Annotated in this window: 29 protein-coding genes, 1 pseudogene and 2 other annotated features; all 30 genes and pseudogenes read right to left on the bottom strand. The window is 38.3% G+C overall.

Annotation, left to right across the window (positions count from 1 at the left end; all coding sequences use genetic code 11):
- Window positions 1–64: 64 nt before the first annotated feature.
- Entirely contained in the window at window positions 65–562 is a 498-nt protein-coding gene (locus AB2Q86_RS01480; RefSeq protein WP_012582066.1) for a DUF2947 family protein, read from the bottom strand.
- 52 nt (window positions 563–614) lie between these two features.
- Window positions 615–1,379, bottom strand: a pseudogene (locus tag AB2Q86_RS01475) (RtcB family protein); the annotation flags it as partial.
- Window positions 1,380–1,508: 129 nt separating this feature from the next.
- A complete protein-coding gene (locus AB2Q86_RS01470; protein ID WP_012582068.1) occupies window positions 1,509–2,018 on the bottom strand; it encodes a DUF3916 domain-containing protein in 510 nt (169 codons plus the stop codon).
- A 199-nt stretch (window positions 2,019–2,217) separates the two neighbouring features.
- Window positions 2,218–2,823: a class I SAM-dependent methyltransferase gene (locus AB2Q86_RS01465; protein ID WP_012582069.1), complete on the bottom strand. Its 606-nt coding sequence runs from the start codon at window positions 2,821–2,823 to the stop codon at window positions 2,218–2,220.
- A gap of 120 nt (window positions 2,824–2,943) precedes the next feature.
- Window positions 2,944–3,447, bottom strand: a complete 504-nt coding sequence (locus tag AB2Q86_RS01460) for a YehR family lipoprotein (RefSeq protein WP_003735385.1) — start codon at window positions 3,445–3,447, stop codon at window positions 2,944–2,946.
- A gap of 24 nt (window positions 3,448–3,471) precedes the next feature.
- Window positions 3,472–4,134, bottom strand: coding sequence for a DUF1266 domain-containing protein (locus tag AB2Q86_RS01455; protein ID WP_008946660.1), 663 nt, complete (start codon window positions 4,132–4,134; stop codon window positions 3,472–3,474).
- Between the two features lie 115 nt (window positions 4,135–4,249).
- A complete protein-coding gene (locus AB2Q86_RS01450; RefSeq protein ID WP_012582070.1) occupies window positions 4,250–5,290 on the bottom strand; it encodes a M56 family metallopeptidase in 1,041 nt (346 codons plus the stop codon).
- Window positions 5,283–5,669 carry a BlaI/MecI/CopY family transcriptional regulator gene (locus AB2Q86_RS01445; protein ID WP_003729188.1) on the bottom strand — a complete coding sequence of 129 codons (387 nt, stop codon included), beginning with the start codon at window positions 5,667–5,669 and terminating at the stop codon, window positions 5,283–5,285. The genes AB2Q86_RS01450 and AB2Q86_RS01445 overlap by 8 nt, the downstream gene beginning before the upstream one ends.
- A 174-nt stretch (window positions 5,670–5,843) precedes the next feature.
- Window positions 5,844–6,206, bottom strand: a complete 363-nt coding sequence (gene rplL, locus AB2Q86_RS01440) for a 50S ribosomal protein L7/L12 (protein ID WP_003729189.1) — start codon at window positions 6,204–6,206, stop codon at window positions 5,844–5,846.
- 78 nt (window positions 6,207–6,284) lie between these two features.
- Window positions 6,285–6,785 (bottom strand): 50S ribosomal protein L10, encoded by a 501-nt coding sequence (gene rplJ, locus AB2Q86_RS01435; protein WP_003723030.1) that lies wholly within the window; start codon window positions 6,783–6,785, stop codon window positions 6,285–6,287.
- A 55-nt stretch (window positions 6,786–6,840) separates the two neighbouring features.
- Window positions 6,841–6,984, bottom strand: a sequence feature (ribosomal protein L10 leader region).
- 48 nt (window positions 6,985–7,032) lie between these two features.
- Window positions 7,033–7,722, bottom strand: coding sequence for a 50S ribosomal protein L1 (gene rplA / locus AB2Q86_RS01430; protein WP_003726838.1), 690 nt, complete (start codon window positions 7,720–7,722; stop codon window positions 7,033–7,035).
- Between the two features lie 39 nt (window positions 7,723–7,761).
- Window positions 7,762–8,187, bottom strand: a complete 426-nt coding sequence (gene rplK / locus AB2Q86_RS01425) for a 50S ribosomal protein L11 (protein WP_003718336.1) — start codon at window positions 8,185–8,187, stop codon at window positions 7,762–7,764.
- A 125-nt stretch (window positions 8,188–8,312) separates the two neighbouring features.
- Window positions 8,313–8,783 (bottom strand): Imm63 family immunity protein, encoded by a 471-nt coding sequence (locus AB2Q86_RS01420; protein ID WP_014588996.1) that lies wholly within the window; start codon window positions 8,781–8,783, stop codon window positions 8,313–8,315.
- 54 nt (window positions 8,784–8,837) lie between these two features.
- The gene (gene nusG / locus AB2Q86_RS01415) at window positions 8,838–9,371 is read right to left on the bottom strand and encodes a transcription termination/antitermination protein NusG (RefSeq protein WP_003726896.1); all 534 of its coding nucleotides are present in this window, start codon (window positions 9,369–9,371) and stop codon (window positions 8,838–8,840) included.
- A 128-nt stretch (window positions 9,372–9,499) separates the two neighbouring features.
- Window positions 9,500–9,679: a preprotein translocase subunit SecE gene (gene secE / locus AB2Q86_RS01410; protein ID WP_003726895.1), complete on the bottom strand. Its 180-nt coding sequence runs from the start codon at window positions 9,677–9,679 to the stop codon at window positions 9,500–9,502.
- 19 nt (window positions 9,680–9,698) lie between these two features.
- Window positions 9,699–9,848, bottom strand: coding sequence for a 50S ribosomal protein L33 (rpmG, locus tag AB2Q86_RS01405; RefSeq protein WP_003728079.1), 150 nt, complete (start codon window positions 9,846–9,848; stop codon window positions 9,699–9,701).
- 103 nt (window positions 9,849–9,951) lie between these two features.
- The gene (locus AB2Q86_RS01400; protein WP_003729191.1) at window positions 9,952–10,557 is read right to left on the bottom strand and encodes an RNA polymerase sporulation sigma factor SigH; all 606 of its coding nucleotides are present in this window, start codon (window positions 10,555–10,557) and stop codon (window positions 9,952–9,954) included.
- Between the two features lie 80 nt (window positions 10,558–10,637).
- Window positions 10,638–11,150 carry an NYN domain-containing protein gene (locus tag AB2Q86_RS01395; RefSeq protein ID WP_003726877.1) on the bottom strand — a complete coding sequence of 171 codons (513 nt, stop codon included), beginning with the start codon at window positions 11,148–11,150 and terminating at the stop codon, window positions 10,638–10,640.
- A gap of 2 nt (window positions 11,151–11,152) precedes the next feature.
- On the bottom strand, window positions 11,153–11,908 hold the full coding sequence (rlmB, locus tag AB2Q86_RS01390; protein WP_012582072.1) for a 23S rRNA (guanosine(2251)-2'-O)-methyltransferase RlmB: 756 nt from the start codon (window positions 11,906–11,908) through the stop codon (window positions 11,153–11,155).
- Entirely contained in the window at window positions 11,908–12,318 is a 411-nt protein-coding gene (locus AB2Q86_RS01385; protein WP_012582073.1) for a Mini-ribonuclease 3, read from the bottom strand. The genes rlmB and AB2Q86_RS01385 overlap by 1 nt, the downstream gene beginning before the upstream one ends.
- A 3-nt stretch (window positions 12,319–12,321) precedes the next feature.
- Window positions 12,322–13,737, bottom strand: coding sequence for a cysteine--tRNA ligase (gene cysS / locus AB2Q86_RS01380; protein ID WP_003724083.1), 1,416 nt, complete (start codon window positions 13,735–13,737; stop codon window positions 12,322–12,324).
- A 6-nt stretch (window positions 13,738–13,743) separates the two neighbouring features.
- Window positions 13,744–14,358, bottom strand: a complete 615-nt coding sequence (epsC, locus tag AB2Q86_RS01375; protein ID WP_003732828.1) for a serine O-acetyltransferase EpsC — start codon at window positions 14,356–14,358, stop codon at window positions 13,744–13,746.
- Between the two features lie 71 nt (window positions 14,359–14,429).
- Window positions 14,430–14,655, bottom strand: a binding site (T-box leader).
- A 102-nt stretch (window positions 14,656–14,757) separates the two neighbouring features.
- On the bottom strand, window positions 14,758–16,233 hold the full coding sequence (gltX, locus tag AB2Q86_RS01370) for a glutamate--tRNA ligase (protein WP_003729193.1): 1,476 nt from the start codon (window positions 16,231–16,233) through the stop codon (window positions 14,758–14,760).
- Window positions 16,234–16,251: 18 nt separating this feature from the next.
- Window positions 16,252–16,725: a 2-C-methyl-D-erythritol 2,4-cyclodiphosphate synthase gene (ispF, locus tag AB2Q86_RS01365; RefSeq protein WP_003740385.1), complete on the bottom strand. Its 474-nt coding sequence runs from the start codon at window positions 16,723–16,725 to the stop codon at window positions 16,252–16,254.
- Complete coding sequence (gene ispD / locus AB2Q86_RS01360; RefSeq protein WP_012582075.1) at window positions 16,718–17,416, bottom strand: 2-C-methyl-D-erythritol 4-phosphate cytidylyltransferase; 699 nt, start codon at window positions 17,414–17,416, stop codon at window positions 16,718–16,720. Before ispD ends, ispF begins: the two co-directional genes overlap by 8 nt.
- Window positions 17,417–17,435: 19 nt before the next feature.
- A complete protein-coding gene (locus AB2Q86_RS01355) occupies window positions 17,436–18,509 on the bottom strand; it encodes a PIN/TRAM domain-containing protein (protein WP_003737958.1) in 1,074 nt (357 codons plus the stop codon).
- Window positions 18,510–18,642: 133 nt separating this feature from the next.
- Entirely contained in the window at window positions 18,643–20,016 is a 1,374-nt protein-coding gene (gene radA, locus AB2Q86_RS01350) for a DNA repair protein RadA (protein WP_003729197.1), read from the bottom strand.
- Window positions 20,017–20,162: 146 nt separating this feature from the next.
- The gene (locus AB2Q86_RS01345) at window positions 20,163–22,625 is read right to left on the bottom strand and encodes an ATP-dependent Clp protease ATP-binding subunit (protein WP_003729198.1); all 2,463 of its coding nucleotides are present in this window, start codon (window positions 22,623–22,625) and stop codon (window positions 20,163–20,165) included.
- A 28-nt stretch (window positions 22,626–22,653) separates the two neighbouring features.
- Window positions 22,654–23,676 carry a protein arginine kinase gene (locus AB2Q86_RS01340; protein ID WP_012582076.1) on the bottom strand — a complete coding sequence of 341 codons (1,023 nt, stop codon included), beginning with the start codon at window positions 23,674–23,676 and terminating at the stop codon, window positions 22,654–22,656.
- Window positions 23,673–24,191 (bottom strand): UvrB/UvrC motif-containing protein, encoded by a 519-nt coding sequence (locus tag AB2Q86_RS01335; RefSeq protein WP_012582077.1) that lies wholly within the window; start codon window positions 24,189–24,191, stop codon window positions 23,673–23,675. The genes AB2Q86_RS01340 and AB2Q86_RS01335 overlap by 4 nt, the downstream gene beginning before the upstream one ends.
- Window positions 24,192–24,194 lie beyond the last annotated feature (3 nt).

Here is a 24,194-nt window from a genome sequence, read left to right as displayed (position 1 = left end):
AGCATATATTAATACATGCTGCTTGCTTATACTTTGAAGTTGTATAAAGATTTCTTAGGGTCACCTAATTTAAAGAATTCACCCCTTTGAACAAAGTACCATTTGAACAAAACATTAAGAATTGTTCACTTGAAACATTTATTAATACAACACCTTGATCAAAAAGGAATTCAGACCAATGCTTTATAAAAAAACGCCACTCCGTTTCTACAGCATAGTCCTTTAGCCAAAACGCTAAAACGGTATCTTGTTGATGATAGTTTATATTTCTTAACAGATAGTTACTAAAATTCTCATACAAACCATTATCCAAATCATCCAGCCAATTGTAATCCATTCTTGCTAATGGAGGTAATTTGTCCTCAGAATCAAGTTGCTCAAAATGGAGATGACGATGACTAATATACTTTTCCCACATCTTGCTACTATATGCTTTAGCAAGAGGTTTTATATACTTCATTTCCTCATCCGACATTTTAATCCCTTCAACATTAAAATACCAAGACAAATCGAAGTCCTCTATATTTACATATTTATTATCTCTATCCACATTATTTTCCACATAAAACACGCACCTTAATTTCTGTAGTTTCCTATATTTGTCGCGTTTTCCATCATGCTTTGAAATTGTATAACGGTTTAATTATTTCTTGAATCTCCATCGTATCTTCTACATCAGCAAGTAATTGTTTAGCTGATTTATAGGCTTTTGGAGCTTCATCAATTGTTTTTTTAGAAACAGAAGTAGTCCAAACGTCTTTCATTGCCGCCTGATAGCTCTCTAAACTGATTTGCGCTTTTGCTTTAGAGCGACTTAGCATCCTTCCCGACCCGTGTGGCGCCGAGTAATTCCAATCTGCATTTCCTTTACCCGTTGCAAGAATGCTGCCATCACGCATATTAAGCGGAACGATAATTTGCTCCCCAAGCTGAGCAGATGTCGCACCTTTTCTAAGCATGCGGTTGTCGATATCAATATAATTATGCACACAATCAAACGCCGAAACAACTGCCTTATTCCACTTCATCGCTTTTAAAATAGTTTCTGCCATGATGTAACGATTACGCGCTGCAAATTTTTGTGCAATTTCCATGTCATTTAAATAATTGTTTAAATCAGAGCCCGTCACATAAGATAAGTCATAATCCAATTTCACTTGCTCGCGCTCACTGTTCAAGTTGTTGGCCATTTCTAAATTGCCGCGTTTTTTCGCAGCAGTTGCGTCTAATTTCAATTCTTTACGCAATGTGCCTAATCTTTTATAAGCTACCTCTTGGTGATATTCTGCGATTTCTTTACCCAGCACCCGACTTCCACTATGGATTACAAGGTAAATACCGTCAGAACCTTGATTCACCTCAATAAAATGGTTCCCGCCACTTCTATGAACATCTTTATATTGACGATATATACACGATTATCTTATTTAACAAATGGCTCTGTTAAACAATATTGTTGTTATTTTGACTAGGAAAAGGGACATATGAATTTAAATGTCCCTTTTCGTTTATTTTAACTCCCCTATAAACCAAATTTCACCTTCATAGTGGTATCCATCTTCATCAGTAATTACTTCTTTAAAACCTGATTTTTTCATATCATTTGGAATAGATAATCCCCATTCAGTTTGAATGTTTCTATTATCAGGAAGGTTGAGCCACTTTTGATATTCATCATTCCTATTAAAAAAATCTTTAAAATGCGAGTCACCTTTAAATACAATAATTTGTGAACCCCATAAATCTGCTAAATCAACTGCAACCACTACTCGATATTTTTCTTTATCATCCGGCTTCAAACCAATTAGATGTTCAGCTCTATCCAATAGCGTTTGAATGCATAATTGTTTGATTTTTTTTGGTGTTTTATTGGAACTTATAAAGTCCTGAGCAACTGGTAGGTGTAAATGCCAATAACCATTATAAAATTCTGTTGGAAACTCTAACGTTTTTGCTTCAATTCGTTCAATCATATTATTAGACTTCCGTTTAATTCCTCGAACCTTTTTCTCCCGCATAACGTTTCTCCTCATTCCCCATAACTTAATACCCTAAGTTCTTTTTGTCATTCAGTTGTTTAGGCGTTGTAGTAGGTAAACCTTCAAATGCCAAAGATACGTTTTATTGATTTTGGAAAAGTATAAAGATACATCTGCATTTTTGAAGTTCACCATTTTTTAAATTTCTATATTAGCACGTTTCCACACTTGATACAACTTAATTTTTAACACTTTTGAAAATAAAATAGCCCTTATCTTTTGCGACTGTTTCAACGTTGCCGAAAACTTCTTCCATTTTCTTTTCAGCAGATGGACCGCCTTGTTTCTTTTGAATAACAATCCAAAGTTCTCCGGTTTCTTGCAAGTGATCGTAAGCACCTTCTAAAATAGCGTGAACTATCTTTTTCCCTGCACGAATTGGCGGATTACTAATAATCGCTTGGTAGTCGTTCGCAGTTACGTTATCATAAACCGAACTTTCATAGATATGCGTATTCGTAATTTTATTGATTTCCGCATTTTCTTTCGCGAGTTCTAGTGCACGCAAATTAACGTCCACCATTTCAATCTGGCTATCAGGGAACGCTTTCGCTACCGTTAATCCCATCGGACCATAACCACAACCAACATCCAAAATTTTTCCTGTTTTCGTTTCTAACCCAAAAGATTCAATCAATAATTTCGAACCAAAATCGACCGTATTTTTGGAAAACACACCATTGTCACTTGTAAAACTCATATTAAAACCTTTTAACATCACTTGCCATGTTTTTCGGTTGTGTTTAATTGTTTCGTCGTTTGTGTAGTAATGATTGTTAGTCAAGAACCGCACCTTCCTTTCGTATCTCTAGCTATTTTAGCATAAAATCCCCTTCTAAAGTAGCGCTAACAAAAGAAAAACAGGCGCTTTGATTATTAAGCGCCTGTTTCTAAGTTATTAATATTATTTCTTCTTGAACCCTTGAGCTTCGAATTGTTTTACAGTTTCTTTTAGACTAACATTTTTAGGATCTGTAGTTCCGCCAAGCAGGGAAGCAACTGAATCCTTATCTGCTTTATATAGATCAACAGACATTGTTAATTCTAGCGCTTCATCAGTAAATTTCGTTTCTAGTGAAGCTCCTTTACTATCTTTATATGCAGAGTATTGGGAAGCAACTTGCTCTTCCAATTGTTTCTTCATAGCGTCATCTAAATTAGCAAGACTTTCACTATCAATCCCAAGAGCAGCATATGGATAAACCATTTTTTGATCTACTTTTCTTAAATTATCACCAACATGAGAAAATGTTGCTTCTAATTTAGCGCCACTAATGTCTGCTACATAGGTTACTGTCTCCATTTTTTCTTCTTTTTTCTCACTTTTCTTTTCACTTGACTCACTTCCACAAGCTGTTACAAGTAAAGCTAAAACTAAAATACTTAAGATACTTAAAAACTTTTTCATTGATTGTTATACTCCCTTTTTTGTTTAGTTTTTTAGTTGATATTTATTTAACAAACTAGCTGCGTCTTTTCGTAATGCCACATAGGCCTTAACACCATCGCTGTACCAATTTGTATCCAAACCTTCTTCTCCGTTCAAATAACTAACGCAGTACTCATCCCAGTCATCATAATGCATTGTCGCAGCGTCCCATAATTCTTCAAGGAAGCCCCATGCTTGCTCCTCATTGATCAAATCTAAAGAATAGCAGACACGCACAATATAACCTAATCTATCTAAATCAAATGCGCCATATGTCTTCACTTTGTTAGCAGCTGCTACAAGCGAAGTTTCATCTAGCCCTTCTTTTTGAGAAGCTTTAGTAACAATTCGAATAACTTTATTTGTTGTATTTGCAGCAATCATTCCTGAATAATCATTTGCTTGAATCCAGTTAGTGATTACCTCTACAGCAGAATAGCCATCATTAATCCCAAACATTGGCAACCAATACTTCATGACTTTTGCAGCTCGATTCTTTGGATAATACAGCTTCAACATATTATTCGAACCATCTAATTTTGTTTCTACTTTATGTTTATTCTCTGTAGTGAAAGCTCCTATACAAAGCAAGCGCTCTTTGTCTGCTGAAAATTGATTAAATTGCAGATATTCTTCTGGTATAGAAACCTTTTTTCGACCAAACATTTCTTCTCCGCCCCTCTAGTAATTTATTATGCTATCTAATACTACACTACGTAGTTTTAAAAGTCAATAACATAATAAAAAACTCCTCTTACAAAAAAGAGAAGTTTCTACTAGTTCAATTTTTTCGTTCAATTGTAATGCCTTTCTTCTTTTCTAGTGTAAACATATCCGCTTGAAAAGCACTAAATAAAACGCCTACACTACATAATACAATAATAAAAATCAAGAATAATATATTATGTTTTTTACTTGGCGTTTCATAGTTCGCAATACATGTAAGCCTTTCTTTTAAAGCTTTCGCATTTTCATGAAGCGATACGGCTACATAAGATTCCTTGTAATTTCCTGATTTAGCAAGTGACGAAAGCAACGTATCGCCATAACCAATATATTTACTTTTAGGCAATGTAGCTAAAACAGCTTCATCACACGCTAATTCACGATCCATTTGAATCCGCTTATTCATCAGATACATCAACGGGTTAAACCAATAGACACAAGTGAAAAATTGGACCATCCAAACATAATACATATCTTTACGTTTACAATGAACGAGCTCATGCTTAAAAATATAATGCAATTCATCGTTCAAAAAAGTTTCATTTGGTATAACTATCACATTCTTTTTTAGCCCAAGAAAAATCGGTGAAGAAATAAGTGGATTTATCATCAACTCTACCGGTCGTTTAACATTCAATTCCTCCATAGTTTCCGCCAATAAATCGAGCTGTTCCAAATCATCTACTCTTCGCGCACCAGAAAATACATATTTTTTGAAATTACGATACGAAGCTATACGGTAAATAAAAGTTAGTAAAAATATCACGAGCCAAGCTACCCATAAATAATCCAGTACCGTCATCCAAAAAACAGTTTTAAAATCATGTTGTAATACAACTCCACTTTGATCCACTACGATGGAAGTAACCCCATCAAATTCCGTTTTATTTCTCCACATAAACGCACTATCTTTTGCAAATCTAAAGAAAAAATAAGCAAAAGGAATAGTTAAAAAGAAAAAAACAATCATCCATGAGTAATAAATTTTCCCTTTACTCAAATAACGATTGAATATTCTCTGTAAAATCCAGACTAGCGGTATTAATATAACTGATGTTAAAGCCATTGATAAGAAAATCTTAAGTAGTTCATTCATTAGGTGATTTCATCCTTTTCCAAAATTGTTGTAAATCTTCTAGTTCGTCTGGTGAAATTAAATCATTTTGCACTAAATTTGTAATTAACCCTTTTACATCCCCTTCATAAATATCTTCTACAAAGGTTTCCGTTTGTCGTTCTAAATACTCATTTTCACTTACAAGCGCGTAATATTCGTTTTTGCGACCAACTTTCTTCACACTAAGTAAATTTTTCTCAACCAAGCGCGTTAAAAAAGTTAGTACCGTATTTTTTTTCCACGAGTAATTTTTCTCTTCTAGCTTTCCAGCAACATCAGCATACTGAACCGCTCTTCCAAAATCCCATATAATCTTCATTACTTCTAATTCAGATTTTGATATAGATTTAATTGCCATATATAAACCCCCAGAAAACTAATCCATCTCTTTATACTAGCATGTAATAGCAATAAAAAAAAGCCTTCAAAAGGATAAACATGATTCAAATCCTTCAAAAAAAGCTTAAAAAGTCTTTTTTATATAACAATAAAAAAGACCTTAGATAACAAGTATCTAAGGTCTTTAAGTTAATTACTTAACTTCTACGTTAGCGCCAACTTCTTCAAGTTTAGCTTTGATTTCTTCAGCTTCGTCTTTAGCAACGCCTTCTTTAAGAGCTTTAGGAGCGTTGTCAACTAATTCTTTAGCTTCTTTTAAGCCAAGACCAGTGATTTCACGAACCACTTTGATTACTTTGATTTTAGAATCTCCAGCAGAAGCTAGTTCTACAGTGAATTCAGTTTGCTCAGCAGCACCGCCACCAGCAGCAGCTACAGCTACAGGAGCAGCAGCAGTTACGCCAAATTCTTCTTCGATTGCTTTTACTAAATCGTTAAGTTCTAATACAGATGCTTCTTTTACGGAAGCAATGATTTCTTCAATGTTTAAAGCCATTTTGAAATTCCTCCAATAATATAATTTTTTCGGATTTAACCGAGATTTGTTTGTAGGGTTTCCCCTGGGTAGAACAGATTATGCTTCTTGTCCTTCTTTTTGGTCAGCAACAGCTTTAGTAGCGATAGCAAGACCGCGAACTGGAGCTTGAAGTACGTTGCAAAGCATAGATAGCAATCCTTCGCGTGATGGAAGTGTTGCAAGTGCTTTAATTTCTTCAAGAGAAGCAACTTTACCTTCAATAACACCGGCTTTGATTTCTAGTGCTTCATGATCTTTAGCGAAATCGTTAAGGATTTTCGCAGGCGCAACTACGTCTTCATTACTGAATGCGATTGCGTTAGGACCAGTTAGAGCTCCTTCTAAACCTTCATAACCGTTAGCTTCAACAGCACGGCGAGTTAGTGAGTTTTTGTAAACTTTAAACTCAATACCAGCATCACGCAATTGTTTACGTAATTCAGTGATTTCGCCAACGTTTAAGCCGCGGTAATCAACAATTACTGTAGACGCACTAGCTGATAATTTTGTTTTAATTTCTTCTACTGCACTTTGTTTAGCTTCAAGAACTTTACTCATTTTTCCACCTCCGTCCAACAATTAAATCTAATTAAACAGACACAAGTTCCGTTTGATCAGCAACAAAAAAACTCTGACACCGTAGACGTCAGAGGTTTTTGTAAAATGCACGCGGACGCACACTTCAAAAGAAATCCCTCGGGTGGCAAATTTAAGCGATAAACGCACCAACTGTCTACGGTAAGGATATTTGATTGTTTCAACTAGCCTATCTTATCAAAAGACAAGGGGCTGGTCAAGTTAAATTTTATAAGCTTGCTGGGTCGACTTTGATTCCAGGTCCGAAAGTAGTTGTTACGGAAAGATTTTTCACGTAAGTACCTTTCGCAGCAGCAGGTTTTGCTTTTTGTAGAACGTCATTCACAGTACGGAAGTTTTCTACTAGTTTAGCAGCATCAAAAGATACTTTACCGATTGCAGCGTGTACGTTACCAGCTTTATCAACACGGTATTCTACTTTACCAGCTTTAATTTCGTTAACTGCTTTAGTTACGTCCATAGTTACTGTACCAGTTTTAGGGTTTGGCATTAAACCTTTTGGTCCAAGGACACGGCCTAATTTACCAACTTCACCCATCATGTCAGGTGTAGCAACGATAACGTCAAATTCAAACCAACCTTGGTTGATTTTTTCAACGAATTCAGATTCACCAACGTAATCAGCTCCAGCAGCCTCAGCTTCTTTAGCTTTTTCACCTTTTGCGAATACTAATACGCGTTGAGTTTTACCAGTACCGTTTGGTAATACAACAGCACCGCGGATTTGTTGGTCCGCTTTTTTAGGGTCAACGCCAAGACGGAATGCTACTTCAACAGTTGCATCGAATTTAGCGAAGTCAATTTTTTTAGCAAGTTCAACTGCTTCTTCTGCAGTGTAAACTTTGTTTGCATCAATTTGTTTTAAAGCATCTTGATACTTTTTGCCTTTCTTAGCCATTTCTTTTCCTCCTTAATTGTCAAATTGTGAAACACACGATTAGTCTTGGATAGTGATACCCATAGAACGTGCAGTACCTTCAACCATTAGCATTGCAGATTCAACATTTGCAGCGTTAAGGTCTGGCATTTTTGTTTCAGCAATTTCCTGTACTTGAGCGCGAGTTACAGATGCAACTTTTGTTTTGTTTGGTTCACCGGATCCTTTTTCCACTTTAGCTGCTTTTTTAAGTAATACAGCTGCTGGTGGAGTTTTAGTGATGAACGTAAACGAACGGTCTTCAAATACAGTGATCACAACAGGAATAATAAGACCAGCTTGATCGGCTGTGCGAGCATTAAACTCTTTACAGAATCCCATGATGTTTACGCCAGCTTGACCTAATGCAGGTCCAACTGGAGGTGCAGGATTTGCTTTACCTGCTGGAATTTGAAGTTTAACTTCTTTAATCACTTTTTTTGCCACGAGACATACCTCCTTAAGTCCGCGATGTGGTTGACTGGGGCTGATATTTCCCCTCCCACGTTAAAACATACGTCAAAAACGTACTTATATATGATACCATTTTAAATGTGTAGTTGCAAGATTATTTATAAATTTACTTTAAATTTCATTGCTTCTTTATCGAAATAAACATTTTTATTTTCACGCCATAAATTCAAATACGCCGTGTAACCTTGTGCTGCCTTATCTATCCATGCCGGATTCACCATTTTTAGTAGTTGTAATGTTTTTTCAAAAGCAACTTTTCTGGTGTCTGCTTCTAAAATATTATCGTCGTGCCGCATGTCTTCTTTCCGGTGGCGCAGTTCAAACTCCATTCCCATGTACCAACAAATATGCAAGAAAACCTCGTATTTAAATTCTTCCAAGTCTGTTGTTTTAAATTCACTATTTCGTATGCCACGTTCGTAACCATAGAGCATATAGCCATCTTGTTCACTATAATCCATACAAAGCTCGCCAAAACCTGGCCCGTCACCTAAAAACAACGGAAAATCGAGCTCTAAAAAATCGGCTTCTCGTTTAAACTCTAGATAAATTTGCTTTGCTTTGTCCATTTGGTCGCCTCCCAAACAAAACAACCTCCACAAATAATGTAGAGGTTGCACATTTTAAAGTTTTTCGATTTGGTTGAAATCCACTTCGACTGGCGTTTCACGTCCGAACATGTTAACCATGACTTTCGCTTTACCTTTGTCATTGTCCATTTCGTCCACTTTACCGGAGAAGTCAGCAAATGGCCCTTCTTTGACCATAACTGTTTCGCCGATTTCAAAGTCAGCTTCCGCACGTTTTTCCACCATGCCCATGCTTTTAAGAATACGATCCGCTTCTTCTGGAAGTAATGGTGTTGGTTTTGATCCAGAACCTGCTGAACCAACGAAGCCTGTAACACCAGGGGTATTACGAACAACATACCAAGAATCATCTGTCATAACGATTTCTACTAATACATAACCAGGGAAAACTTTACGTTTAATTGTTTTTGTTTTACCATTTTTTACTTCTGTTTCTTCTTCTTCCGGTACGATAACTCGGAAAATTTTATCGGACATGCCCATTGATTCTACACGTTTTTCTAAGTTTGCTTTGACTTTATTTTCATAACCGGAGTAAGTATGCACTACATACCAATTTTTTTCCATTGTTTAGTTGGCAGCATCCTATTTTGCCGCCATCCTCCTTTTAGTATAATCCAAAATAAAAAACCCGAAAGTTGTACGGGTTTTGTCTCAAGTAATAGTATATCATTATCTTTGTAAAATTCCTAGCACTACACGATAAGTTTAATAATTTGTTCGATACCGAAATCAATTAACATAAAGAATAGAGCAAATAAAACTACTGTAATAACTACTGTTACTGTGTATGTTAAAAGTTCTTTTCTAGTTGGCCACGTAACTTTGTGCATTTCGGATGAAACATTCCGAAAGAATCTTGCTATTGCAGACATACCAAAACCTCCATATCGTCTATTTTGTTTCTCGATGTAATGTATGTTTATTGCAGTGTCGGCAGAATTTCTTCACTTCTAAACGCGTTTCTTTCTGCGTCCCGCTAACATTGACTGTATAGTTTCTTGAACCACACTCAGAACAAGCGAGGGATGTTTTCTTCTTCATAAATTATCTCAACTCCGCAATCATTAAATATGCCATGCCAAAAAATAGGCACATTTCATCCATATAAATATAACATTTGGCTCTTAGCTAGTCAATTGTTTTTTCATTCTAGCTGTTTCATCATTTTCTTTTTCACGCGTTGCAGAGCATTATCAATTGCTTTCTCTTTTTTATTGAAGTAAAGTGCCATTTCTTGATAGCTCTTGCCTTCTAAATATTGTTTTAACACTTCTTTTTCAAATTCGCTTGTGACTTGTTCTAGTTGACGTGCTACATGTATTAAATCTTCATTTTTAATTAAAAAGTCTTCTGGCGTTTCGGCTGCTTTTTCGGAAATGACATCTAATAACGTCCAGTCTACATCGTCCTCAGCCATTGGTGTGTCTAGTGAAACAGAATTATTAAGGGGGATATTTTTCTGCCTAGATGCCCGCTTCACCGCCGAAAGAAGCTGTCTGTTAATACACATTTCTGCAAAAGATCGAAAAGAAGCTTCTTTTGTTTTATCGTAATCCCGAATTGCTTTGAAAAGACCAATCATCGCTTCTTGGATTAAATCGTCCCGCTCCGCACCTTGCAGAAAATATTGGGTTGATTTCCAGTAAATAACCGATTGATACTTACTGAAAAAATATTCTAACGCTTCTGTATCACCGCTTCTCGCTAGTTCGAGCATCGCAAGTTCTTCTTGATTCACTGAATTATCCACTAGGCTAATCGGCTCCTTTACGACAGGATTTCTTCTATGGTTGCTCCATTATACATAGTCAAAAACATACCGTCAATCCCTTACTCCTCGCCTCTTCTCCACTTTTCGAGCTGTGAAATGACATCAGAATCCAGATTAAGGTTTGATTTCGGCATTTCTTCCTGAATTCGCTTGATTTTCTGTCCGATTTGTTTACTCATTTCTTGAATTTCAAAAAGTAACTCTCGGGATGAAATTCGTAGTGCACCTTGTCCAAAAATAGCCCACTGTTCTGTATAGTCAGATGTTGCTACCATAATTTGCGTCCGCACGTTTTTCCATTCAATCGCTTTTTGTTCGATGTACTCATCTGCCGTTTCATCCTCATGCGTAAAAACTACTTCTACCTGATACTTCTTACTTTTACGCTTCACGCCCCGGACAAACTGTGCATCAAAAACGACCACCACCCGATATCCTGTATAACTTTGATATTCCGCCATCCACTCTACAAGTTTATCTCTTGCCGCTTCCAAATCACGATCTTTCAAGAAACTAAGTTCTGGCCAAGCCCCAATCACATTATACCCGTCAACAAGCAGAATTTGTTCCATCTTTATTTCTCCAGAGGGAAACGTTTCCGATAAACTTCATAAAGTAACAAACTAGCTGCAACTGACGCATTAAGTGAAGTAACTTTTCCACGCATTGGTAAATGAACGAGGAAATCACATTTTTCACGTACTAAGCGGCTCATGCCAAACCCTTCGCTACCAATAACAATAGCAAGCGGCATATCCACATCCATCGTCCGGTAATCGCTACTACCTTTCGCATCTGTTCCAAAAATCCAAAGTCCGCGTTTTTGTAGTTCTTCCATTGTCCGCACCATATTCGTTACGCGAACCACCGGAACATACTCCATCGCTCCAGTACTTGCTTTGGCTACAGTTTGCGTCAAACCTACAGAGCGACGTTTTGGAATAATAATCCCATGTGCTCCAACAGAATCCGCTGTACGCATAATTGATCCTAAGTTGTGTGGATCTTCTAATTCATCCAAAATAATGAAAAATGGCATTTCATCTTTCGCTTCAGCAGCAGCGAATAAATCGTCTAACTCCGCATATTGATAAGCCGCCACTTGAGCTGCAACACCTTGATGAGCACCGCTTACTACTTTTTCAATCTTTTGTTTAGGTACAAATTGAACTTGAATTTTCCGGTCTTTCGCTAATGTTAAGACTTGTTTTAATACGCCTTTTTGTGAACCTTCTTGCACGTATATTTTATGGATATCTCTATCAGATCGTAATACTTCAAGAACAGGATTTCTCCCGCCAATCCACTCTTGCTCATTTTCTTGTTCCATTAGTTGTTTTCCACTCCTTTTTCTACTATTTCAAGCGCCTTTTCCATCCATTCTTGTAAACGTTCCACTTCACCGGCTAAGTAAAGATAACCTAGCACCGCTTCAAAAGATGTGGACATACTGTAAGTTCCAGGGTCAGTATTTTTAGGCACTGTATACGACTTGGCATTACGCCCACGCTTTGCAATTCTATCTTCTTCTTCCGTCAAAAAGCCTTCCGCAATCATAGCTTTTAGCGCCACAGCTTGCCCTTTTGCAGAAACGAATTTTGTCGCCGTTTTGTGCAACTGATTCGGTTTTGTTTTTCCAGCAGCAAGTAAATATTCGCGAATAAATTTTTCATAAACTGCGTCACCCATGTAAGCAAGCGCGAGGCCATTAAGTTGTTTGTATTCTTTCACTTCTGCCATGATTTACCCCCGTCTAAACCGCGTGCCTTGCGCAGTGTCTTCCAAAATAATATTTTTTTCTTTTAAAATGTCTCGAATTTCATCAGCACGTGCAAAATTACGTTCATTTCGCGCTTGCAGACGTTCTTCGATTAACGCTTCTACTTCGCTATCATCCAGCGAATCTGTTTGCGTATTCTCTAATTTTAAACCTAACACTTCCGCAAACAAACGCATCATGCTTAAGAATTCGCGCAGAACGTTGATAGAAACAGTTTCTTTAGCCAAATAAATATTGGCACGCTTTGCAAGTTCGTGAAAAGTAGTAATTGCATTCGCTGTATTGAAATCATCATCCATATCATCTTCAAAAGCTTGTTTTAATTCCGTTAGCTGTTCTAGCCACTCGTCCTCATGCGCTTCTTCCACATATTCACCGTCATCTGTTTGAATACGATGATCAATATTTTGGTATGCAATCATTAATCGTTCCAAACCATTTTTCGCATCTTCTAAAATAGCATCATTCAGCGTAATTGGCTTCCGGTAATGTACAGATAGCATGAAGAAACGAATCACATTTGGATCATTGTCTTTTAGCACATCATGCAGCGTAATAAAATTCCCAAGTGATTTGGACATTTTTTCCCCATCAATATTTAAAAAGGCATTATGCATCCAGTAGTTCGCGAACGTTTTCCCAGTTGCCGCTTCGGATTGAGCAATCTCATCCTCATGGTGAGGAAATACTAAATCTTGCCCGCCCGCATGAATATCAATCGTGTCACCAAGATATTTTTTCGCAAGCGCCGAGCATTCAATATGCCAACCCGGGCGCCCATTACCAAACGGACTTTCCCAGAAAATTTCACCCGGTTTAGCCGCTTTCCAAAGCGTGAAATCAAGCTCATCTTGCTTACGCTCATTATATTCAACCCGAGCCCCGTGCTGCAATTCCGATAATTCTTGGCCAGATAGTTTCCCGTAATCTTTGAATTTTTTCGTCCGGAAATACACATCGCCAGCCGACTCATACGCATAGCCTTTTTCGATTAGCGTGCTGATTAATTGAATAATTTCATCCATATTTTCTGTTACACGTGGATTCACAGTCGCTTTCGCCACATTTAGTTGATCCACATCATCAAAGTAAGCCCCAATAAAGCGATCCGCCACTTCCGGAACCGTCAATTTAAGTTCATTAGCCGCACGAATCAATTTATCATCTACATCCGTAAAATTAGACACGAATTTCACATCATAACCACGATACGTAAAATAACGTCGAACTGTATCAAAAACAATAATTGGTCGCGCATTTCCGATATGAATGTAGTTATACACAGTCGGTCCGCAAACGTACATTTTCACTTCGCCATCTTTTAGTGGTTTAAAAGGCTCTTTCTCTCGTTTTAACGTATTAAAAATTTGTATCGACAATAAGATCTACTCCTTTTCCTTCAAAAGTTTTTCTACTATATTTTCTAATTCCGCAATTCGTAATGTCAGTTCATCCATTTTAGGAACCGCATGTCCTACCGTACGACCATTCAAACGAACAACCTTAGCAGGAATCCCAACAACCGTCGCGCCTGGTGGTACATCTTTTAAAACGACAGCTCCTGCGCCAATACGCGCTCCTGCTCCAATTTCCACCGGCCCAAGTACTTTCGCTCCCGCCGAAACGAGCGCCCCGTCACCGACAGTCGGATGGCGTTTCCCACAATCTTTCCCAGTTCCACCTAGCGTAACTCCGTGGAATATCGTTACATCATCACCAATTTCTGCTGTTTCACCAATAACAATTCCTGCACCATGATCAATAAAAAGCCTTCTACCAATAGTTGCGCCTGGATGAATCTCTATATTAGTCCAGAAACGAGCGGTCTGCGATAATACTTTTCCAAACAAAACCATTTTGTGACGATAAAAAAAGTTCGCCACACGATGCCACCAAAGCGCATGCAATCCCGGATTCGTTAAAAAAGCATCAAAAAAGCTCTTCGTCGCAGGGTCATTCTTTATAATTGTTGCAATATCTTCTTTTAAGCGAGTTGGCATTTTGTTGCCTCCTTATTCAAGTTCGTACATTTTTTCATTGGAACCTACGCCAACAAAAAAAGCCCCTCCGATACAGAGACGCTTTGCGCGGTTCCACTCTGACTTGAGTACTGCTAATTTTAGCAAATACTCCAACTCTAGGGGTGGGGGTAACGACCCACATTTCGTCTGATGATACTAAATTTCCCATCAGAATTCAGGGAGGCATTTCAGGAGTGTTCAGCTAAGTCGCTTCCAGCCATGGCGACTCTCTCTATAAACTTAGAATTCCATACTTCTTCCCATCATCACTTTTTCCGTATATTTAGTTCTATTATAACAGCAATAAAATTCCTTGCAACTGAAATATATCAAAATAAAAAAGCACCCCGCAAATAGCCGAGATGCTTTCATTCAAAATTAATTATTTTTCAACCATGTATCCAAACGATTAAGCACTTTTTCACGACCAAGAACTTCGATTGCAAGTGGCAATTCAGGACCATGCATTTCACCCGTAGTTACGATACGAATTGGCATAAATAGACCTTTACCTTTTACGCCAGTTTCCTTTTGGACACGCTTGATTGCTGCTTTTACTTCCGCAGCTTCAAGAACTTCTAGTGCTTCTAGTTCTTTTTTGAAAGCCGAAATAACGGTTGGAACTGTTTCTTCCGCAAGCACCGCTGTCTCTTCTTCATCAAACGTAATTGACTCTGCATCCGCAAAGAACATTTCTGAAAGTGGCACAATTTCCGCACCATAGCTCATTTGCTCATGATAAAGTGACACTAATTTGTGCACCCAATCAAGTTCAGCTTGATTTAGCTCAGCAGATACAACACCCGCTTTTTGTAAATGAGGTAAAGAAAGTTCTACTACATCATTTAGCGGTAATTTTTTCACATATTGGTTATTCACCCATGTTAATTTAACATTATCGAACAACGCTGGTGATTTAGATAAACGTTTTGGATCAAACATTTTAATGAATTCTTCTTTAGAGAAAATTTCTTCTTCCCCTTCTGGAGACCAACCAAGCATAGCAATAAAGTTAAATAATGCTTCTGGTAAATATCCTAAATCGCGATATTGTTCGATAAATTGAATAATCGAACCGTCACGTTTACTTAATTTACGTCTGCTCTCATTCACAATAAGTGTCATATGACCAAAAATTGGCGGCTCCCAGCCAAATGCATTATAAATCAAAATTTGTTTAGGCGTATTCGAAATATGGTCATCCCCACGAAGAACATGAGAGATTTCCATTAAATGGTCATCCACTGCTACAGCGAAGTTATAAGTCGGAATCCCGTCTTTTTTCGCAATAACAAAATCGCCAATTCCATTTGATTCAAACGAAACATCGTCTTTCACCATATCATTGAAAGTAATTGTTTCATTTGCTGGCACTTTGAAACGAATACTTGGTTTAAAACCTTGTGCTTCTTTCTCCGCTTGTTGTTCTTTTGTTAAATGACGACATTTCCCACTATAACGAGGCATTTCACCATTTGCTTTTTGTTTTTCACGTTCAGCATCCAGCTCTTCTTCCGTACAATAACATTTATAAGCCAAGCCTTCATCTAAAAGTTGTTGAATTAGCGGTTCATAAATGGACTGACGTTCCGATTGACGGTAAGGTCCGTATTTTCCAGGAACATCCACGCCTTCATCCCAGTCCATACCTAGCCATTTCAAATTTGTCATTTGACTTTCTTCACCGTCAGCTATGTTACGTTTCGCATCCGTGTCTTCAATTCGAATGATAAAATCTCCATCATTATGTCTTGCAAATAAATAGTTAAATAAGGCAGTACGCGCATTCCCAATATGCAAAAATCCAGTTGGACTTGGTGCATAACGCACACGTACTCGTTTTGTTTCACTCACAATTATTCACTCCTTCAATTATTTTTCAAGTAAGACAACGGCTAGACTTGCGATGCCTTCTTCCCGACCAGTAAACCCTAATTTCTCGGTCGTAGTCGCCTTTACATTCACTTGGGCTGAATCCGCATGTAGCAACTCCGCAATCCGAAGCTTCATCTGCTCAACATATGGCGCCATTTTTGGCTTTTCAGCAATAATAGTAGCATCTAGATTTCCAAGACGAAAACCATCCGCCTCTACCTTCTGCCAAATTTCCGCAAGTAGCTCAGCTGAATCCGCATCTTTAAAAGCCATATCTGTGTCCGGAAAAAAATGACCAATATCGCCAGCACCAATTGCGCCTATGATAGCATCAGTAATAGCATGCAGAAGTACATCCGCATCACTGTGACCTAGTAACCCTTTCTCATAAGGAATTTTAATCCCGCCAACAATCAGTTCTCGGTCATAAGCAAGTTTATGTACATCATAACCTTGGCCAATTCTAATCATTTGCTATCCCTCCAAGTTCCCCTAAAATCGCCTTTGCGAGCGGCATATCTTCAGGAGTTGTCAGCTTAATATTATAATAGCTTCCTTGGACAATAGCAACAGGACAAGGAAGTCGCTCAACCAGACTAGCTTCATCCGTTCCTAAAAACTGTTCTTTTCGAGCAAGTTGATGCGCTTTCCGCAAAATAGGCAATTCAAAGGCTTGCGGCGTTTGAACTTGCCAAAGATTTTCACGATCAACTGTTTCTTGAACGACACCATTCACCACTCGTTTCACCGTATCTTTTACTTTTACTGCACAAATCGCGGCTTTACTTTGCTTTACACCAATTAATAATCGATCGATAATATCTACCGTGATAAACGGTCTTGCGCCATCATGCACTAAGACAACACGCTCCGTCCCACAACGTTCAAGACCTGCCGCCACACTATATTGGCGTTCACTTCCGCCTTTCACAATCTCAATTCGGCTTTCAGCAACATTAAGCTGACTCATTAATTCTTTCACATGCTTTCTTTCCTCTTCTTGACACACAACAATCACTTTTGAACAACGATTATCTGCTAAAAAAGGACGCAAGGCATGAATGAAAATTGGTTCACCAACTAACTCTAGCCACATTTTATTTTTCTGGGCATTCATACGTTTCCCTTGACCTGCCGCTAAAAAAACCAACTCATAATTCATGCTTATTTCCTCCTTCTAATCAGGATGGTTTAGCAAAAATCATTCTTCCTGCTGATGTTTGAAGTACACTCGTTACTTCCACTTGAATTGTTTCATTAATAAATTTACGACCATCTTCTACAACAATCATTGTTCCATCATCTAAATATGCAACGCCTTGATTGTGTTCTTTACCATCTTTCACCATAAGAACAGTCATTTTCTCACCTGGCAAAACAACAGGTTTTACAGCATTAGCTAAATCATTAATATTTAAAACAGGTACATTTTGGAACTCACATACTTTGTTTAAATTATAATCATTTGTAACAACAATACCGCCCATTACTTTAGCAAGTTTCACAAGTTTACTATCCACTTCTGGCGTATCTTCAAAATCACCTTCATACATTTCCACTTGAATAGCATCTTCTTTTTGGATTCGATTTAAAATATCTAATCCCCGGCGCCCTCTTGTACGTTTAAGCGTATCAGATGAATCCGCAATATGCTGAAGTTCGGCTAACACAAATAGTGGAATAACCACCGTTCCATCTAAAAATCCAGTAGTCAAAATATCTGCAATACGACCATCAATAATTACACTCGTATCCAAAATTTTATAGGTTTTCTTAGATTTCTCTTCTGTCTTCTCTTCTTCTGGTGTTTTTTTCTTAGCATTTCTATTATTAACAAAATTACCAAATTCATTACGACGACTGATTCCAATACGGAACCCTAAATAACCTAACACCAACGTTAAAATAACTGGTACTACAGAATTTAAAAGCGGAATATTTGTTTGACTTAGTGCATTGCTTGCGAAAAATGCAATGACCAAACCTACAAATAAACCAAGTCCCCCATAAACAAGAGTTGCAATAGCAATTTTAGCTAACTTTTCCTCTAACCAATTAAGTGCGGCTTCTACATATTTCACCGCCCAGAAAGTAATAAGATAAAATATAAGTGCACCAATCAGAGCATCAGTATAAGGATTATTAATTAGCAGAATGTGACCTATTCCAAGTTTCACCCATAGTGCTGGTAGTGAAAAGACTCCCGTTGTCCCACCTAGAATCAAAAAACACACTCGAATTACCCATGTAAGCATTTAGTTTCCCCCTTTCCATTTTTAAATTTATATGTACAATTGGGCTATTACCAAATATACATATAGCACTATTTTACACTATTAAAAGACTATACCGCAAATAGTACTCACGGAATCAATAAAGTATTTATTTTCAATCTGGTAAAGCCTTCTTCAAAGCTTCTCCAATCGTTTCCACGCCAACCACTTGCACGTCTTTTGGTATTTTCCAAGTACCTTCATTGTTTTTCGGAATAAAAATTCGCTTAAAGCCAAGTTTTGCTGCTTCTTGCACGCGTTGTTCAATTCTTGCTACACGACGAATTTCACCCGTAAGTCCAAGTTCTCCGATAAAACAATCTGTACTTCTCGTTGGTTTATCACGATAACTAGACGCCACACTCACTGCAACCGCCAAATCTACTGCAGGTTCATCTAGCTTAACCCCGCCCGCTGCTTTCAAGTAAGCGTCTTGGTTTTGTAGCATCAAACCTACTCTTTTTTCTAAAACGGCCATAATTAGCGAAACTTTATTATAGTCTATTCCTGTCGCCATTCGCTTAGCATTACCAAACATCGTAGGTGAAACAAGCGCTTGAATTTCCACAAGAACTGGACGAGTTCCTTCCATAGAAGCTACAACCGTTGAGCCTGAAGCGCCTTCAAGACGTTCTTCCAAGAACACTTCGGAAGGATTAGCAACTTCAACTAGTCCAACATCTCGCATTTCAAAAATACCCATTTCGTTAGTGGAACCAAAACGGTTTTTCACTGCACGCAAAATCCGGTAAGCATGATGACGCTCCCCTTCAAAATAAAGCACAGTATCAACCATATGTTCAAGCAGGCGCGGTCCCGCAATAGCACCTTCCTTCGTTACATGCCCAACAATAAAGATTGCAATGTTTTGCATTTTAGCAATTCGCATCAATGCCGCTGTACATTCCCTCACTTGCGAAACACTACCTGCTGCACTCGTAACATCCGGATGATAAACCGTCTGAATAGAGTCAATGACTACAAAATCAGGCTTCACAAAATCAATCGTTTCTTGAACTGCTTCTAAATTTGTTTCTGCATACACATATAAATTATCTCCCGAAACTTGCAAGCGTTCCGCCCGCAGCTTCGTTTGTTTGATAGATTCTTCTCCTGAGATATACAATACTTTTTTATTTGTGAGCGTCAGTTGAGCTGAAACTTGCAGTAATAAAGTCGACTTCCCGATACCAGGGTCCCCGCCGACAAGTACCATAGACCCTGGAACCACACCTCCACCAAGAACTCTATTTAACTCCGGCATATTGGTTTCGACACGTTTTTCTGTTTCACTTTCTATTTGGGTAATCGGAGTCGCTTTCGAAGGCTCTCCCGTATGATTAAAAGCTGAGCGCGATTTTTTTGATGGCTCCAAAGCTTCTACCATCTGATTCCACTCATTGCAATTCGGACATTTTCCCATCCATTTAGCCGATTCATATCCACATGCCTGACACACAAATTTGGTTGTCCTTTTTGCTTTAGCCATTTCTACATCCCTCCATACATATGCTCCATTTTACCATAGATCATCTGTTCGCGTTAACCCTTTTCATCAAATTCGTTTTTTCGAGGCGAATCCTAATTTTTCCATAAAAAGCCTCCCTTAAAAATGAATTAAGGGAGGCGTGTTAGTTATTTAGCTTTTACCTTTTTGGCGGTTGTTTTCTTTTTTGGTGCATCTTTTTTTCTAACTTCCAACTTGCCATCTTTCACACCAATTTCTACGTAATCGCCTACTTTAATGTTGCCACGAAGCAATTCTTCAGAAAGCATATCTTCTACTTCTTTTTGAATAGCTCGTTTCAAAGGACGGGCTCCGTATTCTGGATCATAACCGTCTTTGGCAATTTTAGCTTTCGCGCCTTCAGTCAATTTCACATGAATATCGCGTTCAGCTAGACGTTTCGTTAATTGGGCAGTGAGCAGTGTAACAATTTGTTTCAATTCTTTTTCTTGTAGCGAATGGAATACAATTGTTTCATCAATTCGGTTGATAAACTCTGGTCGGAACGCCTGTTTTAAATCTTGTAAAACACGATGCTCCATAGCCTTATGGTCTTTAAGCGGATCAATAACATTAAAGCCCATTGATTTATCTTGTTTCATTTCTTGAGCCCCAATATTGGAAGTCATAATGATAACCGTATTTCTAAAATCAACCACTCGTCCTTTAGAATCAGTCAAACGACCATCGTCAAGCACTTGTAGCAACATATTAAATACATCCGGATGTGCTTTTTCAATTTCATCTAAAAGGACTACTGAATAAGGTTTTTGACGAACTTTTTCTGTCAGTTGCCCACCTTCTTCATAGCCTACATAACCTGGAGGAGCCCCAACTAAACGAGCTGTGGAGAATTTCTCCATGTACTCAGACATGTCAATTCGAATCATCGAATCCTCATCGCCAAACATAGACTCAGCAAGCGCGCGAGCAAGTTCTGTTTTCCCAACACCAGTAGGTCCAAGGAAAATAAAGGAACCAATTGGACGCTTAGGATCTTTAAGCCCCGCACGAGCTCGACGTACAGCTAGCGAAACAGCTTTCACCGCAGCATCTTGCCCAATCACACGTTCATGTAAAAGTTTCTCCATATTTAAAAGTTTATTTGTCTCTGTCTCCGCAAGTTTTGCAACTGGAATCCCAGTCCAACTAGCAACAACTTCAGCAACAATATCTTCTGTTACTTCACTATGGTCAAGCCCTTGCTTTTCTTGCCAATTCGCTTTTGTTTCTTCTAATGATTTTTTAAGTTTTTGTTCTTTATCGCGTAATGACGCTGCTTTTTCAAATTCTTGTCCTTGAACAGCCGCATCTTTTTCTTTTTTCAATTCAGATAAATTGTTTTCCATTTCTTTTACATTTTTTGGCGTTGTAAAAGATTTTAAACGTACTTTAGACCCAGATTCATCAATTACATCAATCGCTTTATCGGGTAAGAAACGGTCAGAAATGTAACGATCAGATAGACGAACAGCAGCCTCAAGAGCTTCATCCGTAATTGCAACACGGTGATGCGCTTCATAACGATCACGCAATCCATGTAAAATTTGAATAGATTCTTCTACAGTTGGTTCATCTACTTTGATTGGTTGGAAACGTCTCTCAAGCGCCGCATCTTTTTCGATGTATTTACGGTACTCATCCAGCGTTGTTGCCCCAATACATTGCAATTCTCCACGAGCTAGAGGTGGCTTCAAGATATTCGAAGCATCAATCGCACCTTCTGCCCCACCAGCACCGATTAACGTATGCAATTCATCAATAAATAGAATAACATTACCAGCTTGACGAATTTCATCCATTACTTTCTTCAAACGGTCTTCGAATTCCCCACGATATTTTGTACCTGCTACAACAGTCCCCATATCCAGTGTCATTACACGTTTTCCACGTAAGGTCTCAGGCACTTCATTACGAACAATTTGTTGCGCTAAGCCTTCTGCAATCGCTGTTTTACCAACACCCGGTTCCCCGATGAGTACCGGGTTATTTTTCGTCCGGCGACTAAGTACTTCAATCACACGTTGGATTTCTTTAGAACGGCCAATAACCGGATCCAAATTATCTTCCCGAGCAATAACTGTTAAATCACGTGCCAAACTATCTAAAGTCGGTGTAGCTTGCGTATTTGTTTGTCTCCCTGCCCCAGTAGCATCACCGCCGCCTAAGAGCTGTAAAACTTGCTGACGAGCTTTATTCAAACTAATACCAAGATTACTTAAAACACGCGCCGCAACTCCTTCGCCTTCACGAATAAGCCCAAGTAAGATATGTTCTGTCCCAACGTAAGTATGCCCTAATTTACGAGCCTCATCCATGGAAAGTTCAATTACTTTTTTCGCACGAGGTGTATATTGGATCGTCGTCACAGCTTTTTCCCCATGACCAATTAATCCTTCTACCTCTTGCTGCACTTTTTCAGAACTAATTCCCAGTTCATAGAGAGCTTTCGCCGCAATTCCTTCGCCTTCTCTTACAAGCCCTAATAAAATATGTTCTGTTCCTAAATTACTATGATTCAAACGCATCGCCTCTTCTTGTGACAACGCGAGTACTTTCTGAGCTCTTTGCGTAAATCGTCCAAACATCATTGTTGTTTCCTCCTTATCGTAAGCCTCATCATTTATCGCCCAAAATCTCGCGAATCACTTTGGCCCGTATTACTTTCTCTTCTAATTCATCCATATCTCGTCCTGCTTCTCTTCTCAAAAAAGCTGGTTGCGAGAATAGTACCAATTCATTCATTTTTTGGCGAGAAATATGCTCGAAAAATCCTAATTCGACTCCAAGCCTGACATCGGATATAGCATCTGAAGCTTCTCGCATGGAAATAATTCGACAATTCGTCAGTAAACCATATGACCTAAAAACTCTATCTTCCAGCGCAATATGAAATTTTTGCTTCAAAGTAGTTCTTGCTATACGTTCCTGCATAATAATTTGTTCCATGACTTGCGTTAAATCTTCCACAATTTCTGTTTCCGTTTTACCCAAAGTCACTTGATTGGAGACCTGAAAAATACTACTTGCAGGCAGGCTACCTTCCCCATATATACCTCTTACCACAAAACCGAGACTCCTAATCGCTTCAATGACACTTTTAATTCTTTTCGTAGTAACAAGTCCTGGCAAATGCACCATTACAGAAGCACGCATCCCCGTCCCAATATTCGTCACACAACTCGTCAAATACCCAAACTGTTTATCAAAAGCATAGCTCAACTTCTCTTCCACATAACCATCAATTTGCAGCGCCGCCTCTAAAGCATCAAACAACCTCAATCCTGGCGTCATACACTGTATCCGCAAATGATCTTCCTCATTTAACATAATACTCACATTTTCTTCTTCATTTAAAAGAACAGCCCCATACTCACTCTTATTCATCATATAAGGACTAATCAAATGTTTCTCCACCAAAAGAGCCTTTTCCAAATGAGAAATCTGATTCATTTTAATTAAAGTAAAATTATCATCAAAAGCACCAGCAATTTTGTCAACAATTTCTTCCTTTTGCTCATAAATTGGAAACTGTTCATCCTTCAAATTTCTAGCAAGCCTAATGCGTGAACTCAGCACAACATCATCGTCATCACCAGCATTTTCTAACCAAGAACTAAGCCGAGGCTCAAATACATTCATTTAACCTCACCCCCAGCCCTCAAAGCTTTGATTTCATCTCGAACAACCGCAGCTTCCTCAAATTCTTCATTTTTAACTAGTTGCGCTAACTTTTCTTGTAAGCGACTAATTTCATTTTGGACACCTTCTGCCCGTTCAACCTCCGCAGGAACCTTACCAACATGATTTTTATAACCATTCTGAACACGACCAATAATCGGCACCAATTGCTCTTCAAAAGCCTCATAACACTCCGAACATCCTACTCGATTAGTTTGTAGAAATTCCTCAAAACTAAGTTGACAATTCCCACAAACGACCTCTTTCTGCGCATTTTCTTCTTTTTGCAAGAGCGTCAAGAAATCAAGAGCTACCTCACTAAAAGTATCCATCGCTTTAACCAAATCTTTTTCCGAAGAGAGAGCTTTCTCAGTTGCGCAATCCTCACATAGATACAATGATTCCACTTTCCCAGCCTCATTTAATTGTTGCAAAGCAATAACAGCTTTATTTTCTCCACATCTTTGACAAATCATCGT

It is taken from the genome of Listeria monocytogenes, assembly GCF_041765605.1.
GTDB lineage: Bacteria > Bacillota > Bacilli > Lactobacillales > Listeriaceae > Listeria > Listeria monocytogenes_D.
Note: the sequence above shows the minus strand (reverse complement) of the source record. Positions and strands in the feature narration are given on the sequence as shown.